Here is an 18,281-nt window from a genome sequence, read left to right as displayed (position 1 = left end):
GGATCTGATATCCGATCTCGAAACGGCTCGATCTCGCCGATTCGCTTCCGTTAGCGGCCGATCCGTGTTATGTAAACTATCTAATAAGTTCGAAGCCTTTATGCCCGTCCGCGGTCGACTGTCTCCTACGATGACGAGCGACACCGACACGCTGCTGGCAGAGGACCCGATCACGGGCGAGGAGATCGAGCTTCCGGCCGACGTCGAGGTCGGCGAGATCATCGACAGCCCGGTCACCGGGACCGAGCTCGAGGTCATCTCGCTGGACCCCGTCACGCTGGAGGAGGCGCCCGAGCTCGAGGAGGACTGGGGCGAGTAGATGTCGACGACCGCCGCGGCCGCGACTCCCGAGTGGTCGACATGCGCGTAGGGATCCTCTACTCCCGGATCCGGAAGGACGAGAAGCTCCTGCTCAACGAGCTCCGCGACCGGGACCACGAGGTCGAGAAGATCGACGTCCGCAAGGAGCGGTTCGGGCTGGAGTCGACGACGGCGAACGTCGCGGACCTCGACATCGTCGTCGACCGCTGCCTGTCGACGAGCCGGTCGCTGTACGCGACGCGGTTCCTCGACAGCTACGGCGTGCCCGTCGTCAACTCCCCGGAGACGGGCGACGTCTGCGCCGACAAGGCGAAGAACTCGCTCGCGCTCGCCGAGGCGGACGTCCCGACCCCGGCGACCGAGGTCGCGTTCACGAAGGAGGCCGCGCTGGAGGCGATCGAGTCGTTCGGCTACCCCTGCGTGCTCAAGCCGGTCGTCGGGTCGTGGGGGCGGCTGATGGCGAAGATCGACACCCGGGACGCGGCCGAGGCGATCTTGGAGCACAAGGAGACGCTCGGCCACTACGAGCACAAGGTGTTCTACGTCCAGGAGTTCGTCGACAAGCCCGGCCGCGACATCCGCGCGCTGGCGGTCGACGGGGAGCCGATCGCCGCGATGACGCGCTCGTCGGACCACTGGCTCACGAACGCCGCGAAGGGCGGCGAGACGGAGTCGTTCGACCTCGACGACCGCGCCCTCGAACTGGTCGAGCGCGCCTCAGACGCGGTCGGCGGCGGGATGCTCGGCGTCGACCTGATGGAAGTGGGCGGAACCGACTCCGGCGAGTACACCGTCCACGAGGTGAACCACACGGTCGAGTTCAAGGCGCTCGACGCGGCCGCTGACGTCGACGTCCCCGCGGCGGTCGTCGACTGGCTGGAGGCGAAGGCGGCCGCGGCGGCCGACGGCGCCGACGACGCCACGGAGGTGAGCGCGTGACGGCGGAGTCCGGCGCGGCCGCCGCGGGCGACGCGGCGCCCGCCGAGACGTACACCGCGAGCGTCGTCGGCGGCACCGGCTTCACCGGCGGCGAGCTGCTGCGGATCCTCGCCGGTCACCCCGCGTTCGACGTGGTACAGGCCACGTCGCGGTCGGCCGACAACATGACCGTCGGCCGGTCGCACCCGAACCTGCGCGGGCTCGACCTGCGCTTCTCCGACCCGGACGACCTGGAGTCGGTCGACGTGCTCTTCTCGGCGACGCCCCACGGCGTCTCGATGGGGCGGATCGACGAGTACTTCGAGGTCGCTGACACCGTCGTCGACCTCTCGGCGGACTTCCGGCTGCCCGAGGCGGACGCCTACGACGAGTGGTACGACGGCCACGAGTCGCCGGAGTACCTGGAGCGCGCGGAGTACGCGCTCCCCGAGATCAACCGCGAGAACCTCCCCGGCGCCGACCTGATCGCCGGCGGCGGCTGCAACGCGACGGCGACGATCCTCGGGCTGAAACCCCTGGTCGACGCCGGCGCGCTCGGCCCCGACGCGGGCGAGGTCGTCGTCGACGTGAAGGTCGGCTCCTCGGAGGGCGGCGCCGGCGGCGGCGCGGCCTCCTCGCACCCGGAGCGCTCGGGCGTCGTGCGCCCGTACGCCCCGACCGGGCACCGCCACGAGGCGGAGATCGAGGCGTACCTCGGGCTCTCGGTCTCGTTCACCGTCCACGCGGTCGACATGGTGCGCGGCGCGAGCGCGACCTGCCACGTCTTCCCCGACGGGCCGGTCTCGAAGGGCGACCTGTGGACGGCGTACCGCGACGCGTACGCCGACGAGCCGTTCATGCGGATCGTCTCGGGCGGGGGCGGCGTCTACCGCTACCCCGAGCCGAAGTCGGTCGCCGGGACGAACCACGGCGAGGTCGGCTTCGAGCTCGACCCCGGCAACCGGCGCGTCGTCGTCTTCTCCGCGATCGACAACATGACCAAGGGGTCGGCGGGACAGGCGGTCCACGCGGCGAACGTCGCCTTGGGACTGCCGGAGACCGCCGGCCTGGAGTTCGACGGGCTGCACCCGGTGGGGTCGCCATGAGCGAGACCGAGAGCGAACCCCCGGTCGTCGTCAAGATCGGCGGCGCGAAGGCGGTCGACCCGGCCGGCGCGGTCGGCGACGTCGCCCACCTCGCCGCCAACGGGCGCCCGGTCGTCGTCGTCCACGGCGGCTCGACGGTCGTCGACGAGACGATCGAGCGGCTCGGCATGGAGCCGGAGTACGTCGAGTCCGCCTCCGGCGTCACCGGGCGGTTCACCGACGCGGAGACGATGGAGGCGTTCACGATGGCGATGGCCGGCAAGCTCAACACGGAGCTGACGGCGCGGTTCCGCGAGGCCGGCGTCGACGCGGTCGGCCTCTCGGGCGTCGACGGCGGGCTCCTCTCGGGGCCCCGCAAGTCGGCGGTCCGCGTGGTCGAAGACGGCAAGCGGAAGATCCGCCGCGGCGAGCACTCCGGCCGGATCGAGTCGGTGAACGCCGACCTCCTCTCGGGGCTGCTCGCCGACGGCTACACGCCCGTCGTCTCGCCCCCGATGGAGGGGAAAGAGAGCGACGGCGGCGTCACCCCCGTCAACGCCGACGCGGACCGGGCGGCCGCCGCGGTCGCCGGCGCGCTCGGCGCCGACCTCGTCCTCCTCACCGACGTGACCGGCGTCTACGCGGATCCGGACGACCCCGACACGCTGATCGAGTCGGCGGCGACGCCCGAGGAACTCGCGGCGGTCGAGGACGCCGCCGAGGGGTTCATGGGCAAGAAGGTGATGGCCGCGAGGGAGGCGCTCTCGGCCGGGTCCGGGCGCGTCGTCGTCGCCGACGCCAACGTCCGCGACCCGATCGTCGCCGCGCTCGGCGGCGGGGGGACGACGGTCGAGCGGTCGGCGCTCGGCGGCGACGCGGACGACGAGGCGGGAGAGGGCTCGGCGGCCGAAACGGGGGGTGAGACCGCGTGAGCGGCTTCGTCTTCTCGGAGAAGCCGATCGAGATCGCCTCGGGCGACGGCGTCCACGTCACCGATACGAACGGCACCGAGTACCTCGACTTCGGCGCGAGCTACGCCTGCACGCCGGTGGGTCACTGCCACCCCGAGGTCGTCGACGCCGCGACGACCCAGCTGGAGGAGCTGATGTACGTGCAGGCGTCGTACCCGCACGCCGCGCGGACGGCGCTGTACGAGCGGCTCGCCGAGGTCGGCCCCGTCGACGTCGACAACGTCTGGCTCTGTAACTCCGGCACCGAGGCCAACGAGGCCGCGCTGAAGTTCGCCCGGCACGCCACGGGCCGCGAGAAGATCATCGCGACGACTCAGGGGTTCCACGGCCGGACGATGGGCGCGCTCGCGACCACCTGGAAGCAGAAGTACAAGCAGGGATTCGAGCCGCTCGCCGGCGGCGTGGAGTTCGTCGAGTACGGCGACGCCGAGGCGATGCGCGAGGCGGTCGACGACGAGACCGCCGCGGTCATTCTGGAGCCGCTGCAGGGCGAGGGCGGGATCAACCCCGCCGACACGAAGTACCTGCAGACGGTCCGCATCGCGACGGCGACGTCCGGCGCGGCGATGATCCTCGACGAGATCCAGACCGGACTCGGCCGCACGGGCTCGCTGTGGGCGGCCGACAGACACGACGTGGTGCCCGACGTCCTCACGACCGCGAAGGGGCTCGGCAGCGGGCTCCCGATCGGCGCCACGCTGTGCCGCGACTGGATCGCCGAGGACGCCGGCAACCACGGCTCGACGTTCTCGGGCGGCCCAGTCGTCTCCGCGGCCGCGGGCGCCACCCTCGACGTCATCGAGCGCGAGGGGCTCCCCGAGCACGCCGCCGAGGTCGGCGCGTACCTCCGCGGGCAGATCGAGGAGCGCCTCGGCGACGACGTCCGCGACGTGCGCGGCGACGGGCTGATGATCGGCATCGAGGTGAAGCGCGGGTCGAACCGGCTGCTGCGCGACCTCGCCATCGACCACCGGATCCTCGCGCTGCCGGCGGGCCGCACGGTGGTGCGCCTGCTCCCGCCGCTGACGATCGAGCGCGAGCACGCCGACGCCGTCGTCGACGCCCTCGCGGAGGTGATCGGGTGATGGCGGCCGGAAAGGAGCGCGAGGAGGCCGAGGCGGGCGGGGAGTCGGAACCCGAGGCGGACGGCGAGACGGAGGCGGCGGCGGGGTCGTCGCCGGCCGGTACCGACGTCGTCGCCGGCGGCGGCTACCCGGCGGACTGCGACACGCCGGCCCGGAAGCTGCTGTACGACATGGTGTCGATCCCGTCGCCGTCCGGCGAGGAGGAGCGGGCCGCCGAGCGCCTCGTCGACTTCTTCGAGGCCAACGGCCGAGAGGCGTGGATCGACGGGGGCGGGAACGTCCGCGCGCCCGCGGACGACGCCGTCCTCCTCACCTCGCACGTCGACACGGTCCCGGGCGACATCCCGGTCGAGGTGCGGCCGGCGCCGCCGGAGGGCGAACTGCCGGACGCGTCCGACGTCCGCGTCGGCGAGCCCGGCGAGCCCGTGCTGTGGGGCCGCGGGGCGGTCGACGCCACCGGCCCGCTGGTCGCGATGGCGGTCGCGGCGGTGAAGACGGGCGTCTCCTTCGCCGGCGTCGTCCGCGAGGAGGTCGACTCCGCCGGCGCGCGGCACCTCATCGACGACCGCGACGCGCCCGAGGCGGTGATCAACGGCGAGCCGTCGGGGTGGCGCGGGATCACCCTCGGCTACCGCGGCCTGCTGGAGGGAACGTACGTGAACACCAGCGAATCGGGCCACTCCTCTCGGCCGGAGCCGAACGCGATCCAACACGCGATCGACTGGTGGCACGGCGTCGAGGAGACGTTCACGCCCGACGACTCGGAGACCGCGGTGTTCGACCAGGTGACGACCAAACCGATCTCGATCGACGGCGGCCTGAGCGACGACGGGCTCGCGGTCGAGACGACGATGAGCGTCCAACTGCGGATCCCGCCCTCTCGCCCGGTCGACGAGATCCACGAACTCGCGGAGGCGGAGCTGTCGACCGGCTCGGTCCACTGGGGCGACCCGATGCCGCCCGTGATGGAGAGCCCTCGCACGGACCTCGCGCGGGCGTTCCGCGTCGCGATCCGGGGCACCGGCGGCGACGTGCGCCTGCTCCGGAAGACGGGGACGAGCGACATGAACCTCTTCGCGGCCGCGTGGGACTGCCCGATGGTCACCTACGGCCCCGGGAACTCCGACCTGGACCACGCGCCGGACGAGCGGCTCCCGCTCTCCGAGCTCGACCGCGCCGTGACCGTCCTGACCGACGTCTGCCGCGAGCGACTGTAGCGTACCGACGCTCGACCACCGACCACGACCGTTCTCACACCGCACCCGCACACACCACACACGATGCCACTCGCCACCGACGACTTCCTCGACATCGACGACGTGACGCCCGCCGAACTGGACGCCCTGCTCGACCGCGCCGCCGCGATGAAGGCGGGCGAGACCGACCCCCGACTGCCGGACGCGACGCTCGGGATGATCTTCGAGAAACCGTCGACGCGCACCCGCGTCTCCTTCGAGACGGGGATGACCCGCCTCGGCGGCCACGCGATGTTCCTCGGTCCCGACGACATCCAGCTCGGGCACGGCGAGCCACTGCGCGACACCGCGCGCGTGCTCGGCCGCTACGTCGACGGGGTGATGGCCCGGCTGTTCGACCACGAGGACGTGGAGACGCTCGCCGAGCACGCCGACTGCCCCGTGATCAACGGGCTCACCGACGAGGCGCACCCGTGCCAGACGCTCGCCGACCTGCTCACCATCCGCGAGACGGTCGGCGAGGACGCCACGGTGGCGTGGGTCGGCGACGGCAACAACGTCGGGCAGTCGTTCGTCGTCGGCGCGGCGATGGCCGGCATCGACATCGCGGTCGCCACGCCCGCGGAGTACGGGATGGACCCGGCCGTCTTCGACCGCGCCGCCGAGTTCGGCGCGGACGTGGAACCCACGACAGACCCCGAGGCGGTCGTCGGCGACGCGGACGTCGTCTACACCGACGTGTGGATCTCGATGGGCCAGGAGGACCAGCGCGACGAGAAGCTCGCCGCCTTCGACGGGTTCCAGGTGAACGCCGACCTGCTCGCCGGCACCGACGCCAAGGTGATGCACTGCCTGCCGGCGCACCGCGGCGAGGAGGTCACCGACGGCGTGTTGGAGTCCGACCGCGCTCTCGTCTGGGACCAGGCCGAAAACCGGATGCACGCGCAGAACGCGCTGCTCGTCGAGCTGCTCGGCGGGGAGTGAGCGCGGAGCGGGAACCGACCGGGTGCGGACCCATTTATAAGTAGATATGCGGTGGCGCGTGCCGGTGAGCGGCCGACAGGCCGCGAACCGGACGCGCGAGGGAGTCGCTGGCGGCGGCAGCCGCCAGCGACAGGGCGAGAGCGAAGCTCTCGCTTGCAACCGGACTACGTCCGGTGACGAGGCTGGGGAGGCGTGAGGCGCGGTGCGGTTGCGGTCGGGTGGGACTCAAAAGGGCAGTCGCGAGGACGAAGCACGACGACGCAAGCACTGGAAGGAGCGAGCGCAGCGAGCGACTGAAGCGCGCAGCGAGTCGCGCAAGTCCTCGCGACTGCCCCTTTGAGGGCGCCTACCGCTGATCCGTTATTAGCTATTTATATACAAACGGTCAGATCATCGGTGGAGTTCGCTGTGGCGACAGATCCGGTATAAGGCCCCGAACAGCGATCTAGTTCCCGGTCCAGCGCAGTATCGCCAGCGTCCCCTCGTACAACGCGATCATGGTGAGCGTCACGATGATCGGCGCCATCCCGGTCGGGTCGGGGCTGAACAGGAACGCGATCCCGAGGAACGCCCCCCAGAACAGCAGCCGCTTCGCCTCCAGCCACTGGCGGGTGACGAGGTTCATCATGATCGCGAGCATAATGAACAGCGGGATCTGGAAGACGATCGCCATGAACGCCAGCATGATGACGATGAGGTTGAACGTCTCCGCGAGTCCGAAGGCGATCGTCGCGGCGTCGGAGGTGTAGGTGGTGAAGTACGAGAAGATCGCGGGCAACACGAGGAAGTGCGCGAACGCGATGCCGATCCCGCCTAAGATGAGGCTCGTCGGGACCGCCGCGAGGTAGTAGCGTCGCTCGTTCTCGTAGAGGCCGGGCTTCATGAACCGGTAGGTCTGGTAGACGAACGCCGGGAGCCCGACGACGACGCCCGCGAGCCCGGCGACCTTCAGCCGCGTGAGCGGGAGTTCGAGGGGGCCGTACAGCCGCGGGCGGTTCTCCATCGGCGCGGGGATGTGGTAGCTCCAGAAGTAGTTGATGAGCTCCGTCGACTCGGTGACGACGACGAGCGTCGCGAGCCCGCCGAAGAGGAAGACGACGGCGAGCCGCCGCATCATCTCCTCGATGTGGGCCGCCAGCGGCATCTCCTCGTCCGACTCCGGCGCCTCCAACCCCTCGAAGGAGTCGTCGGCGCCGTCGTCGACGACCGTCGCGTCCTCGACCGTTCCGGCGGCGGCCGCGTCCCCCGGCGTCGCCGGCGTTCCGCCGTCGCCGAGGCTCTGCGCGTCGTCGGGGTCGTGGACGTCGAAGACGTCGCTCGCGTCGCCGGTCTCGTCGTCGGGGTCGGTCGCTCCGTCGTCGTCGGCGCTGGAGTCGGCGGCGGCGTCGCTGGTGGAGTCGGCGGCAGCGTCGCCGGCGTCACCCGCTTCGTCCGCGTCGCCCGCGTCGTCCGCGTTGCCCGCTTCGCTCGCGTCGCGAGAGCGATCCGCGGCGCCGTCGATCTCGGGCGTGACCTCCGGAGAGACTTCGGACTCGACGGACGAGTCCCCGTCTTCGGTGGACTCGTCGTCCGCGTCGCCGTCGCCGTCGGGAGCGGCGTCGTCGGAGACAGAGTCCTCCTCGGGGGGTGATTGCCCGTCGCGCGACCGGTCCGAGTCGTCCATTCGGTTCACCATCGAGACCGGGCGACTATAGGCCTTTTCGGATAGCGCCGAGCCGGATCGGGGCTCGCGGCGCGCGCGGCGGGTCGAAAAGGTTGATAACGGGGACGGACTTCCTCTCCCGTATGGCGAGTGCCCTCGACGAGGACACCCAGCAGTCGCTCGCGGCGGGCCGCGAGTCGGCGAAGGCGTTCCTCCGGTCGATCCAGAAGGACCTCCAGAAGGTGTTCGTCGTCTTCCTGCTGGGCTTCCTCGCGACGTTCTGGGCGCTCCGCGTGTACATCTGGGACCGGCTCAGGGCCGTCACGGAGTCGAACATGTCCCCCGCGGTCGCCGCCGAGACCGACGTCATCGCCACCACCCCGTTCGAGGTGATCCTCCTGCAGGCGAAGATCGGGCTGATCGTCGGCGCGATCACCGCGATCCCGCCGCTGATCTACGTCTCCCGCGGCGAGCTCCGCGCCCGGGGGATGTGGCCGCAGTCGCCGATCCCGCGCTGGAAGCTCGCGGGGATCGGGCTCCTCGGCGGCGGGCTGTTCGGCGTCGGCGTCGGCTACGGCGTCTACGCCTTCTTCCCGATCATGTTCTCCTTCCTGGCCGGCTTCGGGCTGGAGGCCGGGATCCAGCCCACCTACTCCATCGTGATGTGGACGGAGTTCATCGTCTTCCTCTCGCTGTCGTTCGGGCTCGCCGGCCAGATGCCGCTCCTCATCACCGGGCTCTCGTACTCCGGGATCGTCCAGTACGAGACGTTCCGCGACAAGTGGCGCTACGCCGTCGTCGCCATCTTCGTCTTCGGCGCGGTGTTCTCGCCGCCGGACCCGTTCACGCAGCTGATGTGGGCGTTCCCGCTGATCGCCCTCTACGGCTTCAGCCTCTACCTCGCGAAGCTCGTCGTGACGGCCCAGCGGAGCTCCGACCGCATCGACGTGCTCGGCGCGGCGCGGAACCACTGGAACGTCGTCGGCGGCGCGGCCGTCCTCGGCGGCGGCCTGGTCTACGCCTTCTACGAGTACGGCGGGCGGACGCTCCTCAACGACCTCCTCCGAGCGGCCGGGAGCGACTGGCGGTTCCTCGAACCGGGCGCGGGACTCGGCGTCGACCCCGCGACCGGCGCCGGGATCTACGTCGCCCTCTGGGCGCTGGTCTTCGTCGTCGTCGCGACGCTGTGGGCCGTCTACGCCGACCTCGACACGACGAGCGCGGGGTACCGGTACGGCGACCCGGCCGCAATCGACGTGGGCGAGCTCGACGCCGCGGGCGTCCGGGCCGCCCCCGACGCCGCCTTCGAAGCGATGGACGAGGAGGAGTCGCTCGCGCTCGCGCAGGCCGCCATCGACGACGACGATCCGGAGAAGGCGCAGGCGATCCTCGACCGCTTCGACGAGGCGCACGAGGGGGGAGACGACGGCGCCGGCGGCGACGGGAGCGACGACGCGGACGCGACCGGGTCGGGCGGGGCCGGCGGCGCGGGGAGTGGGGGCGGCGCAGGCGGCGACCAGGGCGGACTGGTGGGCGCGGTGCAGGACCGGACCTCCCGCGCGAGCTCGACGTTCCTCTCCGAGCTCACCGACGGCGAGGAGGAGGCGGCCGAGGACGACATCGGCGGCTACTACACGGACCTCAAGTTCATCTTCGACTCGCTGCGCTCGAAGTCGTTCATCCTGCTCGTGGTGTTCGGCGGCGTGATGGCGGCCGCGTTCACGTGGCTGTACCTCGGCGGGCTGGCGACGGTGCGGAGCGACCTCGAACGGCGCGTCCCGGCCGAGATCGAGGGCGGGATCAACATCATCACGCTCCACCCGGTCGAGGCGCTGATCTTCATGGTGAAGTTCTCGATCCTGCTCGGGATCGTCGCGGTGTTCCCGGTCGCGCTCTACTACGCGTGGCCCGCCCTCCGCGATCGCGGCTTCGTCGCCGGCCGGATATACAAGGTGTACCTCTGGGCGGGCGCGCTGCTCGGCGGGCTGATCGGCGGCTTCGCGCTCGGGTACGCGTACATCGCGCCGGGGCTCATCGGCTGGCTCGTCACCGACGCGCGGCTCGCGGACATGGTGATCACCTACCAGGTGAGCGACTTCCTCTGGCTCGTCGTCTACACGACGATCGGGATCGGCTTCCTCGCCGACATCCCGATCGCGATGGTCCTGCTGAACGACGCCGGCGTCCCGTACCGGGTCTTCCGGAACCGCTGGCGCGAGGTCACCGTCGGGATCATGCTGTTCGCGGCGGTGTTCACCCCGGCCGACGTGATCACGATGTTCCTCGCGACGCTCCCGCTGATGGCGGCGTACGGGGTCGGCGTCGGGCTCCTGTTCCTCGTCACCGTCGGCGGGCGCCGGAACCTCTCGCCGCCCTCGAAGGTCGTGGATCGGTGAGGGACACGGTCGCCGAACGGTCGTCGCGATCCCTCGCGTGAGACCGCCGCGACCGACGAGTATTCCCGCGCGCGCACGCTAAGAGCGGACGAAATGAGCAAGGACTACATCGAGGTCCGCGGCGCCGAGGAACACAACCTCAAGGACCTCGACGTCCGGATCCCGCGCGAGGAGTTCACCGTCGTCACCGGGCTCTCCGGGTCGGGGAAGTCGTCGCTCGCGTTCGACACGGTGTACGCCGAGGGGCAGCGCCGGTACATCGAGTCGCTGTCGGCGTACGCCCGCAACTTCCTCGGACAGATGGACAAGCCGCAGGTGGAGTCGGTCGAGGGGCTCTCGCCCGCGATCTCCATCGACCAGAAGAACGCCGCGAACAACCCCCGCTCGACCGTGGGGACCGTCACCGAGCTGCACGACTACCTCCGGCTGCTGTACGCCCGGATCGGCACCCAGTACGACCCCGTCACCGGCGAGGAGGTCGGCGAGCAGTCCGCGCAGGACATGGTGAGCCAGATCCTCGAACTCCCGGAGGGGACCCGCGCGAAGATCGCCGCGCCGGTCGTCCGCGACCAGAAGGGGGCCTTCGAGGAGCTGTTCGAGGAGCTGGTCTCGGACGGGTACGCCCGCGTCGAGGTCGACGGGGAACCGGTCGACCTGACCCTGGACGACCCCGAGCTCGACCAGAACTACGACCACACGATCGACGTGATCGTCGACCGCGTCACCGTCTCGCCCGACGCCCGCTCGCGGATCACCGACTCCGTGGAGACCGCCCTAGAGGAGGCCGGCGGCGCGCTCAAGCTGATCGTCCCGGACCCGCCGGAGGACGTCCCGTTCGCCTCCAACACGCGCTCGACCGGGTCGCTCGCCGAGGACGCCGAGGGCGACGACCGGCTGATCGTCGAGTTCTCCGAGGAGCTCGGCAACCCCAACTCAGACTTCCAGTTCTCCGAGGTCGAGACGCGCTCGTTCTCCTTCAACAGCCCCTACGGCGCCTGTTCCGAGTGCGAGGGGATCGGCTCGACGAAGGAGGTCGACGAGGACCTCGTCGTCGAGGACCCCTCGAAGCCGCTGAAACACGTGTTCGAGCCGTGGAGCTACGACCGCACCTACTACTCCCGCCAGCTCGACAACGTCGCCGAGCACTTCGGCGTCTCGCTCTCGACGCCCTTCGAGGAGCTGGACGAGTCGGTCCGGCGGCAGTTCCTCTACGGCACCGACGACCGCGTCCACTTCGAGTGGACCACGAAGAACGGCACGCGCGAGAAGACCGAGCGCTTCGAGGGCGTCATCCCGAACCTGGAACGCCGTCACGTCGAGACCGACTCCGAGCGCGCCCGCGACCACATCGAGGAGTTCATGGCCGTGACGACGTGCCCGGAGTGCGAGGGCACCCGCCTGAAGGAGCAGTCGCGGCACGTCCTCGTCGACGGGACGCCGATCACCGAGGTGAACCGGATGTCGATCGCCGACGCCCGCGCGCACTTCGAGGGGATGGAGGCGCGGCTCGGCGAGCGCGACACGAAGATCGCCGAGGAGATCCTCAAGGAGATCCGCGCGCGGCTCGGCTTCATGGAGGAGGTCGGGCTGGAGTACCTCACGCTCGACCGCGAGGCGTCGACGCTCTCCGGCGGGGAGAGCCAGCGCATCCGCCTCGCGACGCAGGTCGGCTCCGGGCTCGTCGGCGTGCTGTACGTCCTCGACGAGCCGTCGATCGGGCTCCACCAGCGCGACAACGACCGCCTGCTCGACACGCTCACCGGGCTCCGCGATCTGGGTAACACCCTCCTCGTCGTCGAGCACGACGAGGAGACGATGCGCCGCGCCGACGAGATCATCGACATGGGGCCCGGTCCCGGCAAGCGCGGCGGCGAGGTCGTCGCGCAGGGCGACTTCGACGACATCGTCGACGCCGACGAGTCGGTCACCGCCGACTACCTCGCGGGCCGGAAGGAGATCCCCGTCCCGGGGGAGCGCCGCGAGCCGGAGGGGAAGCTGACGGTGCGGGGCGCCCGCCAGCACAACCTCAAGGACGTCGACGTGTCGATTCCGCTCGGGACGCTGACGACCGTCACGGGCGTCTCCGGCTCCGGGAAGTCGACGCTGGTCCACGACATCCTGTACAAGGGGCTCGCCCGCGAGATGAACGACAACACCTCGGTCGACCCCGGGGAGCACGACGCGATCGAGGGGATCGACGGGATCGAGACGGTGCGGCTCATCGACCAGTCGCCGATCGGCCGGACGCCGCGCTCGAACCCCGCGACGTACACCGACGTGTTCGACTACGTCCGCGAGCTGTTCGCGGAGACGAAGCTCGCGAAGCGCCGCGGCTACGAGAAGGGCCGCTTCTCGTTCAACGTGAAGGGCGGGCGCTGCGAGGAGTGCGGCGGCCAGGGGACCGTGAAGATCGAGATGAACTTCCTCTCGGACGTGTACGTCCCCTGCGAGCAGTGCGGCGGCGCGCGCTACAACGACGAGACGCTCGACGTGGAGTACAAGGGCGCGACCATCTCCGACGTGCTCGACATGAGCGTCGACGAGGCGTACGACTTCTTCGAGAGCCACCAGGGGCTCCGGCGCCGCCTGAAGCTCCTCAAGGACGTCGGGCTCGGCTACATGGAGCTCGGCCAGCCCTCCACCACCCTCTCGGGCGGCGAGGCGCAGCGCGTGAAGCTCGCCGAGGAGCTGGGAAAGAAGGCGACCGGCGACACCCTCTACCTGCTCGACGAGCCGACGACGGGGCTTCACAAGGAGGACGAGCGCAAGCTCATCGACGTGCTCCACCGCCTCGTCGACGGCGGCAACACGGTCGTCGTCATCGAGCACGAGCTCGACCTGGTGAAGAACGCCGACCGGATCATCGACCTCGGGCCCGAGGGCGGCGAGGGCGGCGGCGAGCTCGTCGCGAGCGGGACCCCCGAGGCGGTGGCGCGGAACGACGACTCGCACACCGGGCAGTACCTGCGCGACCTGCTCCCCGACGTCGACATCGCGGGGCCCCGCGACGACCGCCGGAAGCCCGCGGCCGCGGACGACGACTGATCCGGGCGACCGAGCCGGGAGTGAGTTCGACGCCGTCTCCGGCTCTCTCCGTCGGAACGCCGGCGAAGGGGTTTTGTTTTGGTAGTCCTTGGCACGCCCCTATGGAACGCCGAGCGTTCCTCTCTGCGGGCGGCGTATCGGTCCTCGCGTTCGCGGCCGGCTGCTCCTCCATCGGCGGCGACGACGGCCCGGACGGCTCCGTGGCGGTCGTCGAGGAGTACTACCGACGGGCGAGCGCGAGCGAGGACAGCGAGGCGTTCGCGGACGACGTGGCGGCGCTCGCGCACGGCGCGTCACCGCTCGCGCGCCTCGCCGAGGACGTTCCGATGGCGTTCGACAGCACCGTCAGACAGGAGCTCGCGGGCGCGACGGTCGCGACCGAGGACGTCTCGGCCGACCGGATCCGGGCGATCTCCGGCTTCCTCGCCGCCTCGCTCGACGAGGGGGAGGTGGAATCGATCGCGGCGGAGAACGCCGTCGTCTCGGCGGTCGTCGCGGACGACGGGGTCGAGGGCGGCGAGTTCGAGCTCCGGTGGCTGGTCGCGACCGACGGCGGCGAGTGGCGGCTCGTGTGGCCCGACGAGCCGGAGGGGTCGGCGGCGACCGCGCTCGCGGCTCAGAACTTCTCCAGCAGGTCGCCGTAGAACTCGGTGTCGCGGTCGTCCGCGAGCTTCTCCACGATGAGCTCCGGCGTCGACCGCGCGAGGTGGCCCTTCCGCGGCGACCGGTTCACCCGAAGCTCGCCGTCGACGAGCCCCTCGGCCTCGATCCCGTCGACGGCGACGTCAAAGTCGGCGGCGTCGCGGATCTCGCGGGCGAGGTGGGAGACGAAGACGGCGGTGGCGTCCTGGCCGTCGAGCGCCTCCAGGATGCCCGCGATGATCTTCGCGGAGGCGCCGGGCTCCGTGATCGACTCCAGCTCGTCGACGAGGACGAGCCGGCCGTCGGCCCCCTCGACGAGGTCGCCGAAGTCGCGCAGCGTCGCCTCGAAGGCGCCCGCGTCGAGGGTCCCCTGCGACTTCGCGTAGTAGTGGACCTCCTCGAAGCGCTCGACCGTCGCGGACGCGGCCGGCACGGGCATCCCCATCTGCGCGAGGACAACGACGAGCGCCACGAGGTCGAGCGTCGAGGTCTTGCCGCCGGAGTTGACCCCGGAGAGGAGCGTCGCGCCCGACACGGCGTAGTCGACGGGCTCGGCGTCGGCGAAGTCGACGTTGAGGAGCGGCGAGCGGCCGCCCTCGATCCGGAAGCCCTTCTCGGCCTTCGCGTCCGGTCCACCCGCCGCGCCCGGGTCGACCACCTCGGGCATGACGCAGTCGAAGTCGCGGGCGAACCGCGCGACGGCGAGCTCCACGTCGAGTTCGAGGGCGTCGCGGACGAGGTCCTCGACGGGCTCGCGCAGGTCGCCGAGGTCGCTCGCGAGCTCGGCCTTCAGCGTCGCCGCCCGTCGGTCGCGGGCCGCGGAGAGCTCCGTTCGGAGCCGCGAGACGGCGCTCTCGTCGTGATCGACCGGAAACGAGGGGTCGCCGCCGAAGACGCGGTCGGCGAGCTCCGCCTCCTCGGGCTCCAAGCGGAGCGCGTCGGCGAGGTGCTCGCGGGCGCGGGCCAGCGCCTCGTCGTACTCGTCGGCGAGCTCGCGGTCTAGGAGCGAGTCGACGCGGGCGCCCTGCTCGACGAGGGAGAGGAAGTCGGTCCCCTCGATCGTCACGTCGCGCTCGCGGATCGCCTCCCGGAGGCGGTCGTCGGCGACCGACTCCGCGGTCGACACGGCGGCGTCGAGGTCGTCGACGGCGGCGGTCAGCCGCTCCAGCTCCGCGTCCCCGACGATCGTCCCGTCGTCGTCGAGCCGCGCGAGGGCGTCGCGGAGGGCGTCGGGGTCCGCCGCGGGCTCGCCGCCGGCGACGGGGTCGCCCGCCGACGCGGCCGCCTCGTGGACCGCCGCGGCCGCCTCCAGCCGCTCGCGGTTCGCGGCGAAGAAGGAGAGCAGTCGCTCCGGGACGGTCTCCGCCGGCTCGTCGAGGGCGTCCGGCCGGACGTGGACGTCCCCCTCGACGTCGAGCCCGGCGAACGCCTCATCGAGCACGATCACGGTCGCGTACGACCGGGCGAGCTCGGAGACGTCGCGGGCGTCCTCGACCGTCTCGACCGAGAGCTCGGGGACCGCCGACTCGGCCCGCGCGAGCGTCTCGGCGTCGGCGGTCGCGAGGCAGCGGTCGCGCACCCGGACCGTCGGCGGGTCGGACAGCGGCTCGACCCCGGCGAGCGCCTCTAGGACCGCAGGGTCCGGGTCGCGCTCGACCGCCGACTCGACGAACGACTGCGCCTCCGCGATCCGCGAGGCCGAGGCGCTCGGGTAGAACGTCTCCAGGCGCTTGGCGGCGTAGTCGGTGACCGTGCGCTCGCGCAGCAGGTCGATCGCCTCCCGGTACACCTCGCGGGCGCGGTCGGTCGCCAGCACCCGGCCGTCGTCGCCGTGTCGCCGGCGGATCGCGCCGCGGGCGATGCGGGCCGCGCGGGCCTCGTTGACGCCGGGCGCGCGGGCGATGGCGGCGACGTCGCCCGACTCGACGGTCCCGACCGGGTCGTCGAGCTCGCGCAGCGCGGCGGCCGTCTTCGCTCCGACGCCGGGGATCGCCTCCAGCTCCATCTACTCGCGGCTATCGCGGCGACGCGCAAAAGCATGGGGGTCGCGATCCCGCCGCCGCGGCGGGTTTCGGACGGCGACCGGGCCTCGGGTCCCGGCCGACGCGTCCGCCGTCGCGGCCGGCGCGCTTCCCGTTGCGGCCGACGAGTCCTCGGTCGCGGGCGACGCGCTTTTTCCCGCCGCCGCCGAACCGGGGCCATGAGCCACCACACCCTCGCCGCCGACGGGGACGGTCTCGACCCGGAGACGGCGGCGAAGGCGGCCGCCGCGCGGGACGCGCTCGCCGAGCGCGACGGGGTCCTCGTCGCCTTCTCGGGCGGCGTCGACTCCGCGGTCGTCGCCGCGCTCGCGCGCGAGGCCCTCGGCGACGACGCGGTCGCGTGCACGGCGCGGAGCGAGACGCTGCCGGCCGCGGAGCTCGACGACGCGAAACGGGTCGCCGGCGAGATCGGGATCCGCCACGAGACGGTCGCCTTCTCCGAGCTCGACGACCCGGAGTTCGTCGCCAACGACGGCGACCGGTGTTACCACTGCCGGACGATGCGGCTCGGCCGGATGTACGAGACGGCCGAGGAGCTCGGGATCGGCACCGTCTGCGACGGGACGAACGCCGACGACCCCGGCGAGGGCCACCGCCCCGGGCTGCGCGCGGTCGAGGAACTGGACGTGGTCTCGCCGCTGCTGGACGCCGGGATCTCGAAGGCGGAGGTGCGCGAGATCGCCGAGGCGTACGACCTCTCGGTCGCCGACAAGCCGTCGATGGCCTGCCTCTCCTCGCGGATCCCGACCGGACTGGAGGTGACGGAGGCGCGGCTGACCCGCGTGGAGAAGGCCGAGCGCGTGCTCCGCGAGTGGGGGTTCGAGGGGTTCCGCGTCCGCGACCACGACGGGCTCGCGCGCGTCGAGATCGCGCCGGACGAGCTGGAGCGCGCGCTGGACCCGGCGTTCGCCGACGCGGTCCACGAGCACCTCACCGATCTGGGGTTCGACTACGTCACCCTCGACATGGCCGGCTACCGGACCGGGAGCGTGAGTCCGGGCGGCGGAGAGGGGGACGACGGCGGCCGCGAGAGCGACGGCGACGGAGAGGGCGACGGCGACCGTAACGACGGCGACGAAGAGGGCGACATCGACCGTAACGACGGCGGGAGCGACCCGAACCTCGGGCGGCGGTATCCGCGCTGAGGGGGCGACGAGTTCGGTTCGAGGTGAGGGGTCGCTCGCGTTATCACCCGTGAGACCCCGACGCGAACGCTTATTACCGGTGTTGGGAAACCGACAGCTATGAGCGAGGCACAGACGCTCGCGGTCATCGCCGGCGGCGTCGGCGGCGCGGTCGGCGCGTTCGTCGGGGTCGCGATCGGCGGGAGCGCGCTCTCGGTGGCGCTGACGACGCTCGTCGTCGCGCTGCTGATCGGCTGCGGGGTCATCGCGAGCGCCGTCATCGCCGGCGACGTGGAGTTCCTCGCGAACGCCGACGGGGAATAAGCGAGACGGGAACACGGGGTTGCTCGTTTATAAGCAGACAGCTGCGGATCGTCGGTGAACATCTCCAAAGCCCCAGCCGCTCAGCTATACGTGAGCGATGACTATGGATCGGCAGAGAACATCTCCAAAGCCCCAGCCGCGAGGGCTCGCGCGGCTCGCTGCGCGCTTCAGTCGCTCGCTACGCTCGCTCCTTGCAGTGCTTGCGTCGCCGTGCTTCGCCCTCGCGGCTGCCCCTTTGAGTCCCGCCCCGCACAGCACCGCAGCCTCACACCTCCCCAGCCTCGCCGCTCGCTTCGCTCGCGGCGTCCCTCGCGCGTGCGACTCGCGGCCGGTGGCCGCTCGTCGGCACGCGCCACCGCAACCCTGAGTTCCGAGCGATCGCCGCCGTCATCTAGGGGTGGTTATAAATTGGGGCGACAGTCGACGGTCCGCGGGCCGGTTAAAAAGGCTGTGTTGAATCGCCATACAGCAGCGAGGTAGGCCACTAAATCAAAGGAGTTGAAGCG

General features: G+C 71.3%; 14 protein-coding genes. 12 read left to right on the top strand and 2 right to left on the bottom strand.

Annotated features, from left to right (window positions below):
* The first annotated feature begins 130 nt into the window (after positions 1-130).
* The 7 genes from lysW to argF all read left to right on the top strand — a co-directional run bounded on the left by lysW (position 131) and on the right by argF (position 6,560).
* On the top strand, positions 131-319 hold the full coding sequence (gene lysW / locus ACFQMF_RS02930) for a lysine biosynthesis protein LysW (RefSeq protein ID WP_123113496.1): 189 nt from the start codon (positions 131-133) through the stop codon (positions 317-319).
* 41 nt (positions 320-360) lie between these two features.
* The gene (lysX, locus tag ACFQMF_RS02925) at positions 361-1,260 is read left to right on the top strand and encodes a lysine biosynthesis protein LysX (protein ID WP_256407791.1); all 900 of its coding nucleotides are present in this window, start codon (positions 361-363) and stop codon (positions 1,258-1,260) included.
* Positions 1,257-2,345, top strand: a complete 1,089-nt coding sequence (gene argC, locus ACFQMF_RS02920) for an N-acetyl-gamma-glutamyl-phosphate reductase (RefSeq protein ID WP_256407792.1) — start codon at positions 1,257-1,259, stop codon at positions 2,343-2,345. Before lysX ends, argC begins: the two co-directional genes overlap by 4 nt.
* A complete protein-coding gene (locus ACFQMF_RS02915; protein ID WP_256407793.1) occupies positions 2,342-3,256 on the top strand; it encodes an acetylglutamate/acetylaminoadipate kinase in 915 nt (304 codons plus the stop codon). Before argC ends, ACFQMF_RS02915 begins: the two co-directional genes overlap by 4 nt.
* On the top strand, positions 3,253-4,380 hold the full coding sequence (locus ACFQMF_RS02910) for an aspartate aminotransferase family protein (RefSeq protein ID WP_256407794.1): 1,128 nt from the start codon (positions 3,253-3,255) through the stop codon (positions 4,378-4,380). The genes ACFQMF_RS02915 and ACFQMF_RS02910 overlap by 4 nt, the downstream gene beginning before the upstream one ends.
* A complete protein-coding gene (locus tag ACFQMF_RS02905) occupies positions 4,380-5,597 on the top strand; it encodes a [LysW]-lysine hydrolase (RefSeq protein ID WP_256407795.1) in 1,218 nt (405 codons plus the stop codon). The genes ACFQMF_RS02910 and ACFQMF_RS02905 overlap by 1 nt, the downstream gene beginning before the upstream one ends.
* A 63-nt stretch (positions 5,598-5,660) precedes the next feature.
* The gene (argF, locus tag ACFQMF_RS02900) at positions 5,661-6,560 is read left to right on the top strand and encodes an ornithine carbamoyltransferase (RefSeq protein WP_256407796.1); all 900 of its coding nucleotides are present in this window, start codon (positions 5,661-5,663) and stop codon (positions 6,558-6,560) included.
* 445 nt (positions 6,561-7,005) lie between these two features.
* Here argF and tatC (ACFQMF_RS02895) read toward each other — a convergent pair whose 3' ends face one another.
* Complete coding sequence (tatC, locus tag ACFQMF_RS02895; RefSeq protein WP_256407797.1) at positions 7,006-8,223, bottom strand: twin-arginine translocase subunit TatC; 1,218 nt, start codon at positions 8,221-8,223, stop codon at positions 7,006-7,008.
* A 122-nt stretch (positions 8,224-8,345) separates the two neighbouring features.
* Between tatC (ACFQMF_RS02895) and tatC (ACFQMF_RS02890) the strand changes: the two genes are divergently transcribed.
* The 3 genes from tatC (ACFQMF_RS02890) (at position 8,346) to ACFQMF_RS02880 (ending at position 14,287) form a co-directional block, all read left to right on the top strand.
* Positions 8,346-10,598, top strand: a complete 2,253-nt coding sequence (tatC, locus tag ACFQMF_RS02890) for a twin-arginine translocase subunit TatC (RefSeq protein ID WP_256407798.1) — start codon at positions 8,346-8,348, stop codon at positions 10,596-10,598.
* Between the two features lie 93 nt (positions 10,599-10,691).
* On the top strand, positions 10,692-13,643 hold the full coding sequence (gene uvrA / locus ACFQMF_RS02885; RefSeq protein WP_256407799.1) for an excinuclease ABC subunit UvrA: 2,952 nt from the start codon (positions 10,692-10,694) through the stop codon (positions 13,641-13,643).
* 101 nt (positions 13,644-13,744) lie between these two features.
* Complete coding sequence (locus ACFQMF_RS02880) at positions 13,745-14,287, top strand: hypothetical protein (protein ID WP_256407800.1); 543 nt, start codon at positions 13,745-13,747, stop codon at positions 14,285-14,287.
* Here ACFQMF_RS02880 and ACFQMF_RS02875 read toward each other — a convergent pair.
* The gene (locus ACFQMF_RS02875) at positions 14,260-16,290 is read right to left on the bottom strand and encodes a MutS-related protein (RefSeq protein WP_256407801.1); all 2,031 of its coding nucleotides are present in this window, start codon (positions 16,288-16,290) and stop codon (positions 14,260-14,262) included. The two genes, ACFQMF_RS02880 and ACFQMF_RS02875, sit on opposite strands and share 28 nt — an antisense overlap.
* Positions 16,291-16,485: 195 nt before the next feature.
* Here ACFQMF_RS02875 and larE point away from each other — a divergent pair, with 195 nt between their 5' ends.
* Both larE and ACFQMF_RS02865 read left to right on the top strand, forming a co-directional pair.
* The gene (gene larE, locus ACFQMF_RS02870) at positions 16,486-17,472 is read left to right on the top strand and encodes an ATP-dependent sacrificial sulfur transferase LarE (RefSeq protein ID WP_256407802.1); all 987 of its coding nucleotides are present in this window, start codon (positions 16,486-16,488) and stop codon (positions 17,470-17,472) included.
* Positions 17,473-17,571: 99 nt separating this feature from the next.
* Positions 17,572-17,775, top strand: a complete 204-nt coding sequence (locus tag ACFQMF_RS02865) for a hypothetical protein (RefSeq protein ID WP_256407803.1) — start codon at positions 17,572-17,574, stop codon at positions 17,773-17,775.
* The last annotated feature ends 506 nt before the right edge of the window (positions 17,776-18,281 follow it).

This window comes from Halorubrum rutilum (genome assembly GCF_042665015.1).
GTDB classification, from domain to species: Archaea; Halobacteriota; Halobacteria; order Halobacteriales; family Haloferacaceae; genus Halorubrum; species Halorubrum rutilum.
Note: the sequence above shows the minus strand (reverse complement) of the source record. Positions and strands in the feature narration are given on the sequence as shown.

What these genes read in the sequence shown, in the direction of transcription:
- argF (WP_256407796.1), top strand. Translation starts at nt 5,661, where the DNA reads ATGCCACTCGCCACCGACGACTTCCTCGACATCGACGACGTGACGCCC.
- lysW (WP_123113496.1), top strand. Translation starts at nt 131, where the DNA reads ATGACGAGCGACACCGACACGCTGCTGGCAGAGGACCCGATCACGGGC.
- ACFQMF_RS02880 (WP_256407800.1), top strand. Translation starts at nt 13,745, where the DNA reads ATGGAACGCCGAGCGTTCCTCTCTGCGGGCGGCGTATCGGTCCTCGCG.
- uvrA (WP_256407799.1), top strand. Translation starts at nt 10,692, where the DNA reads ATGAGCAAGGACTACATCGAGGTCCGCGGCGCCGAGGAACACAACCTC.
- ACFQMF_RS02915 (WP_256407793.1), top strand. Translation starts at nt 2,342, where the DNA reads ATGAGCGAGACCGAGAGCGAACCCCCGGTCGTCGTCAAGATCGGCGGC.
- tatC (WP_256407798.1), top strand. Translation starts at nt 8,346, where the DNA reads ATGGCGAGTGCCCTCGACGAGGACACCCAGCAGTCGCTCGCGGCGGGC.
- ACFQMF_RS02875 (WP_256407801.1), bottom strand. Translation starts at nt 16,290, where the DNA reads ATGGAGCTGGAGGCGATCCCCGGCGTCGGAGCGAAGACGGCCGCCGCG.
- larE (WP_256407802.1), top strand. Translation starts at nt 16,486, where the DNA reads ATGAGCCACCACACCCTCGCCGCCGACGGGGACGGTCTCGACCCGGAG.
- lysX (WP_256407791.1), top strand. Translation starts at nt 361, where the DNA reads ATGCGCGTAGGGATCCTCTACTCCCGGATCCGGAAGGACGAGAAGCTC.
- ACFQMF_RS02865 (WP_256407803.1), top strand. Translation starts at nt 17,572, where the DNA reads ATGAGCGAGGCACAGACGCTCGCGGTCATCGCCGGCGGCGTCGGCGGC.
- ACFQMF_RS02905 (WP_256407795.1), top strand. Translation starts at nt 4,380, where the DNA reads ATGGCGGCCGGAAAGGAGCGCGAGGAGGCCGAGGCGGGCGGGGAGTCG.
- tatC (WP_256407797.1), bottom strand. Translation starts at nt 8,223, where the DNA reads ATGGACGACTCGGACCGGTCGCGCGACGGGCAATCACCCCCCGAGGAG.